General features: G+C 59.7%; 12 protein-coding genes. 1 reads left to right on the top strand and 11 read right to left on the bottom strand.

All coding sequences use genetic code 11. The features are described from left to right. On the bottom strand, positions 1 to 1,247 hold a 1,247-nt coding region (locus EN879_RS09595), incomplete at its 3' end, for an FAD-binding oxidoreductase (protein ID WP_164774359.1). A gap of 86 nt (positions 1,248 to 1,333) precedes the next feature. On the opposite strand from EN879_RS09595, the gene EN879_RS09590 reads away from it, so the two are divergent. Further along, positions 1,334 to 2,365, top strand: coding sequence for a helix-turn-helix domain-containing protein (locus EN879_RS09590; RefSeq protein ID WP_063170499.1), 1,032 nt, complete (start codon positions 1,334 to 1,336; stop codon positions 2,363 to 2,365). Between the two features lie 285 nt (positions 2,366 to 2,650). On the opposite strand, the gene EN879_RS09585 is transcribed toward EN879_RS09590, so the two are convergent. The 10 genes from EN879_RS09585 to EN879_RS09540 form a co-directional block, all read right to left on the bottom strand. After that, the gene (locus tag EN879_RS09585; RefSeq protein ID WP_281034234.1) at positions 2,651 to 3,604 is read right to left on the bottom strand and encodes a PleD family two-component system response regulator; all 954 of its coding nucleotides are present in this window, start codon (positions 3,602 to 3,604) and stop codon (positions 2,651 to 2,653) included. A 64-nt stretch (positions 3,605 to 3,668) separates the two neighbouring features. Beyond that, positions 3,669 to 4,454 carry a chemotaxis protein CheB gene (locus EN879_RS09580; RefSeq protein ID WP_281034587.1) on the bottom strand — a complete coding sequence of 262 codons (786 nt, stop codon included), beginning with the start codon at positions 4,452 to 4,454 and terminating at the stop codon, positions 3,669 to 3,671. 9 nt (positions 4,455 to 4,463) lie between these two features. Further along, complete coding sequence (locus EN879_RS40550; RefSeq protein WP_281034586.1) at positions 4,464 to 4,688, bottom strand: response regulator; 225 nt, start codon at positions 4,686 to 4,688, stop codon at positions 4,464 to 4,466. A gap of 22 nt (positions 4,689 to 4,710) precedes the next feature. Next, entirely contained in the window at positions 4,711 to 6,984 is a 2,274-nt protein-coding gene (locus tag EN879_RS09575; protein ID WP_127274024.1) for a hybrid sensor histidine kinase/response regulator, read from the bottom strand. Next, positions 6,981 to 7,685 (bottom strand): chemotaxis protein CheW, encoded by a 705-nt coding sequence (locus EN879_RS09570; protein WP_063170495.1) that lies wholly within the window; start codon positions 7,683 to 7,685, stop codon positions 6,981 to 6,983. Before EN879_RS09570 ends, EN879_RS09575 begins: the two co-directional genes overlap by 4 nt. Beyond that, complete coding sequence (locus EN879_RS09565) at positions 7,685 to 8,926, bottom strand: protein-glutamate O-methyltransferase CheR (RefSeq protein ID WP_063170494.1); 1,242 nt, start codon at positions 8,924 to 8,926, stop codon at positions 7,685 to 7,687. The genes EN879_RS09570 and EN879_RS09565 overlap by 1 nt, the downstream gene beginning before the upstream one ends. Continuing rightward, entirely contained in the window at positions 8,923 to 9,390 is a 468-nt protein-coding gene (locus EN879_RS09560) for a chemotaxis protein CheW (RefSeq protein ID WP_063170493.1), read from the bottom strand. The genes EN879_RS09565 and EN879_RS09560 overlap by 4 nt, the downstream gene beginning before the upstream one ends. Before the next feature lie 23 nt (positions 9,391 to 9,413). Beyond that, complete coding sequence (locus EN879_RS09555; protein WP_063170492.1) at positions 9,414 to 11,051, bottom strand: methyl-accepting chemotaxis protein; 1,638 nt, start codon at positions 11,049 to 11,051, stop codon at positions 9,414 to 9,416. A gap of 515 nt (positions 11,052 to 11,566) precedes the next feature. After that, positions 11,567 to 12,001 (bottom strand): type II toxin-antitoxin system VapC family toxin, encoded by a 435-nt coding sequence (locus EN879_RS09545; RefSeq protein WP_338101684.1) that lies wholly within the window; start codon positions 11,999 to 12,001, stop codon positions 11,567 to 11,569. Positions 12,002 to 12,012: 11 nt separating this feature from the next. Then, positions 12,013 to 12,194: type II toxin-antitoxin system prevent-host-death family antitoxin (locus tag EN879_RS09540; protein ID WP_127274023.1), on the bottom strand; the 182-nt coding region annotated here is incomplete at its 5' end.

Below are 12,194 nucleotides of genomic sequence, written 5' to 3'. Positions count from 1 at the left end.
GTCGAGTAGCGCTGCACGTCCTGCCAGAAGCTGCGAACCCAGCTGATGTTCGCGTCGTCCTCATCAGCGCCTGGCCAGATGGCGTCGAGGCTGAGCATGAAGGGCATGGACCGGTCACCGAAGGCAGTGGCATCGGCTGCAACGCGCTGGACGAAACCGCCGAACTTCCAGATCGAGGCGAAGGTCATTTCGGAGGGCCGCTTCGCCATCCGCGCGGTGATCTCCCCGATAACCTCGTCGTCGAGGCGCGAGAGGTAGGTGGATTTCCAGTAGCAACGGTCGCGGCCTTTCGGGAACAGGCCGTCATAGAGCGACTGGATGGTGCGATACGGCATGCGCCCGCTGAAATCGACAAGCGGTGCTCCAAAACTGCGTAAGGGCGCCACGACCCGCTCGCCCTCGTCGGCCAGTCCGTCATAGACATGCGCAAGCGCCAGGACGCGCCGGCCCCTTGCACGCTCGGGAATCGAGGGATCGTTCGGCAGCGTGGAGAATTCCGCTAGGCCGCTCAGGCGATCGGGTGCGGTCTGCATGAAGTCGCGCCAGAGTGGAATGATCTCGTTGGCGCGCTCTTCGGGATAGGCCGGACCGCATAACATCAGCTCCGGCTCGATCGGATGCAGCTTGAACTCGAAGCTCGTCACCACGCCGAAATTGCCACCGCCGCCGCGCAGCGCCCAGAAGAGATCCGGGTTCTGGGTCGCGTCGGCATGGATGAGGCGGCCATCGGCGGTCACCAGATCGGCCGCCAGCAGATTGTCGACGCTGAGGCCGTGGCTGCCGCGCAGCCAGCCGATGCCGCCGGAAAGAGTCAGGCCGGCAACGCCCGTCCCCGAAATCAGGCCGCCCGGCGTGGCGCGATCAAGCGGGGTGGTGGCCGCATCGACATCGGCCCAAATAGCGCCGCCCTCAACGAAGACACGATCGAGGCCGGGCGCGACCCGCACGCCATTCATCAGCGACATGTCGATCATCAGGCCGCCGTCGCAGACGGCGTAGCCTGCAACATTGTGGCCTCCCGAGCGGATCGCGATCGCCAGCCGCTCTTCGCGCGCGAAATTCACCGACGCCTCGACATCGGCAAAACTCCGGCAGCGCGCGATGAGAGCGGGACGTCGGTCGATCATGCCGTTCCAGACGATCCGCGTCGTGTCATAGGATGGGCTCGACGGCTCCAGCACCTCGCCGCGCATGATGGAACGGAAGCTTTCGATGCTCGATGCTGCAAGGGTAGCGGTGGCGGCCATGTGGCGGTCTCCTCGTTTCACACACGCTAGCGCGGCGCGGGCACGGCCGCTAAAGTCGAAAATGCTGAAAGGCGGTCATTTCTGCCATGGTTGAACAGATCGGCCCATTGAATGTGGCGATCCTTGCCGTTCCGGAGGCTACCGCCTCCACGATCTACGGCATGTTCGACCTGTTTTCCTCGCCCGGCAGGGATTTCCTGTTCATAACCAGCGGTGCGGCGGGCACGCCGCGCATGCGGCCCTATGTGGTTGCTGGGGACGGCAGCCCGTTTCGCGCTGCAAACGGCATCTGGGTGCGCCCAGATCACAGCCTTGCCGATTGCCCGCCACCCGACATCGTCTGTATTCCAGATTTCTTCGTCAATCCGGGAGAAAGCGTCGCCGGGCAGTATGACGCCGAAGCCGCATGGCTGAAGCGAGCGCATGACGACGGCGCCATGCTGGCCAGCGCTTGTTCGGGCGCGGTGCTGCTCGGCGAGGCCGGGCTACTCGACAATCGCGATGCCACCATTCACTGGGGCTATGTCGAGACGCTCACGAACAACTATCCCGGCGTTAAGGTGAAGCCGGGCCAGTCACTCGTGCTGACCGGCGAGGCCCACCGCATCGTCATGGCCGGGGGCGGCTCGAGCTGGGAGGATCTCGCCCTATATCTGATCGCGCGCTTCGTCAGCCTCAAGGAGGCGATGCAGGTCGCCAAGGTCTACATGCTGCAGTGGCACGACATGGGCCAGCAGCCCTTCGCCGCGCTGATGCGCTTTCGCCAGACCGACGACGCGGTGATCAACCGCTGCCAGAAATGGGCCGAAGGCAACTACCGGACGCCCTCGCCCGTCGCCGCCATGACCAAGTTGTCAGGCCTGTCCGAGCGCTCCTTCGTGCGCCGCTTCGCCAAGGCCACGGAAATGAAGGCAATCGACTACATCCACGCGCTCAGGCTCGAGCAAGCCAAGCAGATGCTGGAGACCGGCGATCTCCCGGTCGAAGCGGTGGCGAGTGAAGTCGGCTATGAGGATGCGAGTTTTTTCGGGCGTCTCTTCCGCCGCAAGGTCGGGGTGACGCCGGCGCAATATCGCATTCGCTTCGGTGCTCTCCGGCGAGCATTGAGCCGCGATTGAATCTCAACCATCGCGGCGCGATGCCGATATTCCGCTTTGCGACTCAAGTCAGCCGTTGAGCTGGCCCCAGCGGAATCCCAAAAGCAGAAATTCGAGCGATCAGGCGAACCGGCACGTTCCCACCCAGAACCGGACGCCCAGCGGTCATTAACGATGGGTTCGAGCTCCAGCCGCAAAGTAAGCGAGCTGGTCGGCATAGAGCTTCTTGAAGGCCGGGCGAGCCCAGGCGCGTTCAACGTACGCTCAGAAAGTTCCATCTTAGCCTGAGAAGTACGTTGAGCTTGTCTAGCTGCGGGACATATGAACCGCGACACGATTTCGTCCTTCCGATTTGGCACGAAATAGGGCCAAATCGGCAGCATTGACGAAATCATTTGGCGTCTCGTCCGCGGTGGGCACCGCTGTTGCAACGCCGACGCTGATGGTCACACGATCCGGGCCGTGGGGTATGTTCAACTCCCGCACGCCCTGGACGAGCCGCTCTGCGATCGCACTGGATTGTTCCAGTAAAGTGTCGACCAGCACGACCACGAACTCTTCGCCTCCGTACCGCGCAGCTAGGTCGGTGGAGCGTCCGGAACCGCTCTGGATTACGCGGGCGATTTGCTTGAGCACCTCATCGCCGGCCATATGGCCATAGGTATCGTTGTATCGTTTGAAGTTGTCGGCATCGATCATCAACAGCGACAATGGGGACTGTGCGCGAAAAGCGCGCTTCCATTCGGCCGCCAGATATTCATCAAAATAGCGCCTGTTGCCGAGGCCCGTCAGGCCATCGATCCGCGTCAGACGTTCAAGCTCGAGATTTGCACTGATCAGCTGTCGCTGGCTTTCCCTTAGCGCTCGGTATGCCGCGTCTCGCTGGACGTGATCCAGATAAGCCCGAGTGTGATATCGAATACGTGCAATCAGCTCGATACGATCCGGCAGTTTGACGAGATAGTCGTTCGCTCCCGCAGCAAAGGCTTCGCCCTTGGTGGCTGGATCTTCCTTGCTCGACAGCACAATGACTGGGACCGCGCGTGTCGACGCATGCTTCCTGTATTCTCGCACCAGATGCAGCCCATCGACGCCGGGCATGACGAGATCCTGCAGGATAACGGTTGGCTTTACCTCATCCGCGACTGTCATTGCTCTCAACGGGTCGGTGCAGAAGTGTAGGGAAATATCGGGTTCGTTGGCTAGAGCGCGCCTGACCGCCTCGCAAACCATGATCTGATCATCGATGAGCAGAACCATGGATGAATAGTTGTCTGTGAGTGGCGGGACCAGCTCTGGTTCTTGCGTCATCGGACGAGCCCTTTCACGTGGAGCGCTCGCAGGCTTCGATTATACGTGAGCCGATCGCACTCAAAGGAAGAATATCAACAGCCGCGCCGATTTCGGCGGCGGCCTTCGGCATGCCATAGACTGCACTGGTTGCTCGATCCTGGGCGATCGTGAGATGCCCTTTGTCGCGGAGCTGTCTTAGCCCGCGCGCGCCATCCCTGCCCATGCCTGTGAGCAGGACACCAATCACAGAGCCAGGCCACCATTGCGCCGCACTTCCGAAGAACACATCAACGGACGGCCGATAAAAATTGTCCTTGGGGCTGGGCGTATAGCCAAGTTGTTGAGCTGACTTGAAAACCAGATGATCCGCAGAACTGGCTACGAGAACAGTGCCCGCTTGAGGACTATCCTTTTCCCGCGCCGGACGGATCGGGAGAGGCGTATGCTGTCCCAGCCAATCAGTAAGCCCCGGCACGAACTGAGCATCGAGATGCTGGACGAGCACGATCGCGCCGTCAAAATCAACGGGAAACGCACTCAGGACGGCGGCAACGGCGGCCGGCCCGCCCGCGGAGGCGCCGATTGCAATTAAGCGTCGAGGTGTCGGCTCAGCGTCACGTGACATCCGCCTTTTTGTCTTGGCCGGCGCATCACCGATCAGCTTGCCGATCGTCGCAATCTTGTTCGTTAGAAGCCGTGCGGATTGCGAGGACGCGTTACCTTCGATGCCTACTGACGGAATATCGACCGCGTCAAGCGCGCCATGACCCATTGCTTCGTAGACACCGACGAGGTTGGCTTCGATACTGGCGGTCACCAGCAGGATTTAGCACGGGGTTTCCGCCATGATTCTGCGCGTCGCTTCCACGCCGTCCATCTCTGGCATCGCTAGATCCATGAGTATCAGATCCGGCAGATCACGTCTGCAGACCTCGACCGCCTCACGCCCATTGGTCGCGACCCATGCGACCTGATGTTCGCCGGTCGACAAGACCAGCCGGCGCAGAAGCTCAACCGCCATCGGCATGTCGTTGACTACGCCGATTCTCATTCGTTGGCTTCCAATTTCGATCTCATTCAGTCGCCTCGCCAATCATGTCCACGACCGCATGGATCAGCGCCTCGTCCTGAAAGGTACTCTTGGTCAGATAATAGTCCGCACCGGCGTCAAGCCCGCGCGAGCGATCTTCTTCCCGATCCTTGTATGAAACGATCATTATGGGTGTGTTCTTGAGATGGGCGTCCTTTCTGATCAAGCTCACCAACTCGATGCCATCCATGCGCGGCATATCTATGTCAGTGACGACAAGATCAAAAGGACCAGACCGGACGGCATTCCATCCGTCCATCCCGTCGACCGCCACTTCGACATCATAACCGTGATTGCCCAACATCTTGCGCTGGAGTTCGCGGACCGTGAGTGAATCGTCAATCACGAGCACGCGCTTGCGTCTGCTCGGTTCGGGACCGCCCGCAGCGCGCCCAACAGCCCTAAATCCGCTAGACGATGCAAGTTTTTCCACCGATCGGATCAGATCATCGACGTCGAAGATCAGAACTGGCGAACCGTCTTCCATCAGGGCCGCTGCGCTGATGTCCTTGATCTTGGCAAACCGTGGATCGAGAGGTCTGATCACCAGCTCGCGTTCCCCGAGAAAACGGTCAACGATCAGGCCGTATGCATCGCCCCGACCTGCATCCACGACGACAACCGAGAGTTCGTCCGGTTCCGATCCGGACTCTCCTCGATCCAGCACTTCGCGCGCGGTCACCAGCCCGATCTGTCGATCGTTCAAGCGAAAATGCGGTCGGCCCTGCAGCAGGTTGATCTGCATCCGCTGCAATCTCATTGTCTTGGAGATGGCGGCGAGTGGAAACGCATAGGGCTCCCCATCGACTTCGACGAGTAGTGTGCGCAGGACTGACAACGTCAGCGGCAGCTGCAGTTGAAACCGGGTTCCACGACCAAATTCCGAGGAAACGCTCGTGATTCCGCGGACCTCCTTCGTCATCGCCTGCACCGCATCGAGTCCCACACCACGGCCGGACACGTCGGTAAGGCCCGCTTTCATCGAAAAGCCTGGCAGAAACAGGAATGCGAGCAATTCGGTTTCGCTGAGTGTGTCAGCACTTTCCCTGGTCGCAAGCTGTCGGGCGATGACAGCCTCGCGCAGCTTCGAGATCTCGATCCCCCTGCCGTCGTCCACCACGGCTATCTGCAGCAGCCCGGCATTGTGCCTCGCTTCGAGCCTGATCAGCCCCTCTTCGGGTTTCCCCATCGCGAGGCGCTCCTCAGGCGGTTCAAGCCCATGGTCTACAGCGTTGCGCAAAAGATGCCCCAAGGGGGCATCGAGCTGCTCGAGGATATCGCGGTCGATGCCGGTCGAGCCGCCTACGATCTCCAGTCGCGCCCGCTTGCCAAGGGTACGACCGAGGTCGCGGACCGTTCTTGCGTAGTGTCTCACGCCGTCCTCGAAAGGCCGCATCCGGCTCGCCAACGTTTCGTCGTACAATCTGTTGGCAAGATCGGTCGCTTTGCGATCCACTGAATCCAATTCATCGAGACGCTCCGCCAGGAACGCTTGGCTCAACCGAAGCTTTCGCTGGGCTTCAGCCAGCGCCTCCACTGCGGCCGCATCATTTGAACCCGGCGGCAGCACTGCGTGAAGGTTGTCGAACGCACTTGCGAGGTCCGATTGAAGTCGCTTCAGTCGCAGTAGCCCGTCAGCGAATGGCCTGAGCCGCCGAGCTTCCATCAGCGACTCGCCAGCCAACCCGAGCAATCGGTTCAGGCTGTCTGCCGTCACCCGAACCATTCTATCAGAGCCAATGCTGCCGTGGGTTTGCGGTGGCGTCCCAACGAGGAGATTCGCTGAAGAGGTCGTCGCCAGCTGATCCTGGGCATGATCAGGAGTGGCGAAATCAACTGCAAAATCTTGGGCCCCGGGCTTCGCCTCGGGGGGGGACAATTCCTCAAACTTCGCGAGAAAGCTTTCGATTTCTGAGTTGGCGCGCTCGCTCGCTGATCCTGATGCGATCAATTTCAAAAGGTCACAGCCTTGCAGGAGCGCATCTATATGCTCCCGTCCCACTCTCAGATGCCCACGTTGCGCGGCGACCAGGCAATCTTCCATCGCATTTGCAACTTTGACCGCGGGCATCAGGTCGATGATTCGGGCAGCTCCCTTCAGGGAATGTGCGGCACGCATGCATGCTTCCAGGGCATCGGCGGCGACAGGATTGCGTTCCAGTGCCAGAAGCCCAGACGTTAGTGCCTGTGACTGCGTCTCCAGTTCGGCCTGGAAGAGGCTGAGCATCGAAACCTGGCTGAAGTCCTCATCTGTCATGCCATGCTCCGAGCCAGCATCGTGAGCAGTTGTTCTGGGTCGAGACAACCAACGGCCCGTCCCTGCCAGGGCAGAACGGCATTAGTAGCCGCAGACAGCGCCTTGTCGATCGTGGGTGGCACAGCGAGAGTGTCGCGTGCCCGATAGCGATGTAAGCCGTGGATCTCATCAACCGTAAAGGCAACCCGCTTGTCGCGCTCGCCCACAACAACCAGGCGGCGAAATACCTTGGTTCGCGTGCTTTGCTCCCCCTCCTTGCGCTCGTCTATCCCGAGCAATTCAGCCAGGGACAGGCAAACGAGCAATTCACCACGGACATTCGCAATACCGAGCAGTGCACGGTTTCTGCGATGTGGAAGTGAATGAACGCGACGAGATTCAGCCACTTCATGAAAAATACCGACCGGAAGGGCCAGCCATTCTTCCCCCAAACGGAAGAGAACAGCCGTCTGCAGCGCCTCGCCGTCGGCCGGATCGATCCCTGCTCGACCAGCGTTACCAGGCCATTCGTCGCGATATACCGAGGGAGCCGCACGGTCGAGGAGGTGTCGTGCAATCTTCTTATAGGTCGGGCAATTCCGGCAGTGGAGATGCTGCTCCAGCAGCGGACATGACTTGTCACCCCGTACGCCTATTTGCCGCCAGCAGTCGTCGATTTCAATCTGCTCCAACGGCTGAGCGATCCCTGTCGAAGCCGCCATCAGCTGCCGCTCCTTTTCTGGACCCGGCCTAGCCGGCCAGCCAGGGCCTCGGCGCCGTTATGGTCGCCTTGCTTGCGAAGCAGCAAAGCCAGATGGATGAGAGCTTCTCGATGATTTGGCGCGAGATAGAGCGCCTTGCGATAGCTTTGCGCGGCTTGGGGTGCTGCGCCATCCGCATCCTGGACGAGGCCCAGCAAGTAGAAGATTTGCGCGGAAGGACCAAATTCCTTGAGATGCGCCAGGGCGACCTCCTGTGCCTCCTTTACCCGTCCTGCATTGGCGATCCGTTCAACCGCGATGAGGCTTTCCGAGGCCTTTGCAAGCGGCTTGGCCGGCGCCTGTCCACGGGCTTCATTGCCAATTGTCGGTCGGGGCCGAAGAAGAGGCTTGCTCTTGTTGACCTTCGGGGTTGGCGTCGGCACCGGGATGGCGGCCGAAACTGTCGGCGCCGTGGTCTTGACGGGCTCCGATTTCAGGAAGGCAAAGGCCAATGGCCATTCAGCGGAAATAAAGCCATGCAACCTTGGAAGAGCTGCTTCCGCCGGACCGACCAGGAGGAGTCCGTCTTTGGCCAGTAGGTCCTTCAGGCAGATCAACGCGCGATCCTGCAGCTCTCGATTGAAATAGATCAGCAGATTGCGGAAAAGCACGATGTCATAGACTTCTTGCCCGAAAGACGCGCGAGAGCCGAACAGGTTTCCTACCCTGAACCGAACCTGTTTCAGCACCGCAGCTGTAGGACGCAACCCGCTCTCGGCCGCTTCGAAATAGCGATCCTTGAATTCGAGATGGCTGCCGCGAAACGAATTGCGCCCATAGATCGCGCGTTCAGCCGTCGCGATATTGCGGCTGCTGACGTCCACACCATCGATCTTGAACTCGTGCGCCTCAAAGCTGGCATCGAACATGGCCATGGCGACCGAATAGGCCTCTTCGCCGGTTGAACATGGCAGGCTCAGGACTTTAATCGGCTGAGCACGCTTGTGCACGCGCGCATGCCGCGCCAGCATGGTGAACGCTTCTCGGTCGCGAAAGAACCAGGTCTCCGGGATCACCACCGCATTGATCAACTCCTGCAACTCCTGCGAGGAACCGGTCAAGTGTTCCTTATAGGTCTGAGCGTTGGTTATCCGGCATGCTGCCATCCGATCTCTGACCGCCTGACGGACCACTGTCGGACCAACGCTGGCACTGTCCAGTCCGATGGTTTCCGTCAGGAGCTTTTCAATTGCGCCGGTCATTGATCACCCGTCGCGGCCTGGCGGAGCAATGCGGTACGTATCTCTTCCGAAAGCAGCGATGCCACTTTGACCCACTGAATGATCTCCGAACCATCGGAAGCCACCGGCCCAAGATAGGGCGGGGTTCCTGGTTCAAGTCCGAACGGCGCGAAGTCGGCAGGGTCTCGCTCAAGCGTATCCGTCACCCGTTCCGCGATCAGTCCCAGCAGGCGCTGCTCGCCATCATGCGCGTGATAGCGCGTCACAACGATCCGGGTGCTCAATAGGCGCTCCGACGGCCGGCCAAGCGCAAGAAGAGTAACATCGATCAGCGGGATGGGTATTCCGTTGTAGCTGACCAGACCCACCACACCGGTTGGCGCACCCGGCAGGACCTTCACATCGAGACGAGGCAGCACCTCTTCAATTTGGTGGACATCGATCAAGTAGCGATCCGGACCCATGCTGAAGGCGAGAAATAGCATTGTCACCCCCTACTGCCGGCTCGCTACGCTCTCAGCTTGAACCTCGAAATGCTACTTCGCATGCCGCCTGAGACTTGATTGAGCTCGTCGATCGCGAGCGTCGATTGCTGAAGGGATTCGACTGTTTGCTGAGCTGCCTCACTCAGCTGCGTTAGCGTGTCGCTGATCTGCCCCGCGCCGGTCGCCTGCGCTTGCATGCCTTCATTGGCGACTTCGAAACGTGGCACCAGCCCCTGAACCTGCTGAATGATCTCGAAGAGTTGCCCGCCGACCTGCTGGATTTCCTGCATACCCCGGCGGACCTGTTCGGAAAACTTGTCCATGCCCATCACCCCGGCCGCGACTGCCGACTGGATGTCCTTGACCATCTGCTCGATATCGTATGTGGAGACAGCCGTCTGGTCCGCGAGCCTTCGGATTTCCGTCGCCACCACTGCAAAGCCCCGGCCATATTGGCCGGCCTTCTCTGCCTCGATGGAAGCGTTGAGCGACAAAAGGTTCGTCTGATCGGCCACTTTGGTGATGGTCGTCACCACCTGATTGATGCTGCCGGCTTTCTCGCTCAGGATCGCGAGTTTGGAATTGATCGCGCCGGCCGCTTCCATGACCTGCTGCATGGTTTCTTCCATACGGGTTAGCCCCGCTTGCCCTCCGCCGGCGACGGCAGCAGTTTGCTCGGCAACTGTCGAGACCTCGTTCATCGTGCGGACGAGCTCGTTTGACGTGGCGGAGATCTCCTTGGCTGTCGCGCGGATTTCTGTTGTGGTCGCTGCGATTTCAGTCGCAGTTGCCTGCTGTTGCTTGGAGGTGGCGGCGATCTCAGTTATCGATGTGCCGACCTGTATGCTGGACCTTTGAACCTGACCAATGAGGGTTGTGAGATCGTCCGCCATTGCGTTGAAGCCGTCGGCAAGCACGCTGAATTCGTCTCGGCGCCTCAGATCGAGGCGTTCGCTGAAGTCGCCTTGCCGCATCAATTGAACCGCGTTGACCAAACGAGTGAGCGGACCTGTAATGGCGCGAAACAGCTGGTAACCCAAAAGAAGGGCTAGTCCGAGGGCTATCAACAAGCCAACGCTCAAACCGACTTCGGCCGTTCTAACGATCGAGCTGATCCGCTGCGTCGCGCTGTTTGCCTCGCCTCTGTGATCCTCAACCATGGCCTGCAGAGCGGACTGCAACTTTACAAAGATCGGCTCTACGGTGTTCTTGATGGCCAGGCTTTCATTGGGAGTTTCACCTTTCGACAAGGCAGCCCGGCTTGTGTCCAGCAAAGCAGTTTCAGCCAGACGAAATTGGTTGGCGAGTTCTTTGACGACTGCATAATTCTGCTTGTCGATGTCGGAGACGATTGTTGCTTCATAGTCGCCCATCGACCGCTGCACTTGGTCGCGATTGGTCGTGATCGCGCTTTCAAGCGTGCTTCTATCCGATGGGTTGTCCTGAAGGGCATATTCCTGAAGCAGACTATGGGCCGTCATCTGGCCCATCATGATCGCGGTGCTGTGATAGAGGTCTGGAAGGATGCCCTTCTCGACCTCAGTCGCCTCCTGCCCCGCCTGAAGAAACCAGGCGTACGCGATGACGGCGATCACGGACATGACCACCAGAACGGCAGCGAAACTGACGAGGATGCGGTGGCGTATTGTCAGACTCTTCATGGATCCGATTCACCAATGGGGGCATCGTGGGCTGCGCGACAAGCGCTCGTTCCGACGTGTTCGAAAAAGGTGCGTCGAAAAGCGGTAGTCTGACGCTGAATGGTTTCTTTTCCGTTCCATCACTAATGATGGCGATGCCGCTCGCCAGAAGTGACGGTCGAGGACACGTGTTCCGTCGGCGCACATCAGCCCGACATCCGCTGGGCGGCACGCCCGCGTCAAGGTGGGTGGATGACTGATTGTTACCGTCTCGTTGGACGTCGATGAGAAAGGTATTCAATGACGATGAAGCTCTCACCTCACGTCCAAGGCCCTGTCAGCGTTGGGCCTTTGAAGCAAACAACCTGGACAGCCCATAGGCAAAGGCCTATGAACCTTGAAGGGGCACAAATATACGCTGGCCGCTGGTCGATCCAGGAAGTCCGGTGCACCGCCATCAGACTCGCCCAGCGTCGCATAACCCCGCCTACGTCATCGCATGGTCATGCTGGAGGCGCCCATCGGTCGCCGTCCGCCTATTCTGGAAGCCCGATGAACGGATTCTGATGCCGAATGCCGAGCGGCCTGAAATCCTTCTCGTTGTCCGTGAGCACGATCAGATCGTGTTGCATGCCTGTTGCAGCAATAGCGATGTCCTCGAAACCTGGTGAGATGCCAGCGGCCCGAGCGACTGTCATGAGTTGCCCAGTTATTGTTGCCGTTTCGAGGTCAAGAGGGAGGATGCGGCTACTGTAGTAGTGACGGATTTCTCCCCACCATTCAGCGAGCGCGCCCGCCTTCTTGGTGGCACCGGTTCGCTTGGCGTTCGCGATGCCGTCCTCGATCTCGGCCAAGGTGATTACGGAGAGCCAAAGGTCGGACGATCGCTCGACTATCCAGGCCGCTAGTTTCTCATCGGAGGGCGTCCTGCGTTTTGAAGGGGCAAGCAAACTGACGACATTCGTGTCCAAAAGGTACAATGTCAGAACGCCGGATCGCGCAGAGCCCGTGCGGGCTTTCGGCTTCGCGCTGGCAGGTCAGCTTCCTCCAGGGGCGAGTTTGTGAGCAGCCAACCCAGCGACGGCACACGGGAAAGGCGTTCGTACTCCGAATAGCTGATTACGACAGCCTCTCTTTTGCCGTGACGGGTGACGACCGTCGGTG

This window comes from Mesorhizobium sp. M7A.F.Ca.AU.002.02.1.1, from assembly GCF_003998535.1.
In the GTDB taxonomy this organism is placed as follows: Bacteria; Pseudomonadota; Alphaproteobacteria; order Rhizobiales; family Rhizobiaceae; genus Mesorhizobium; species Mesorhizobium ciceri.
This window is presented reverse-complemented; position numbering and strand designations above follow the sequence as displayed.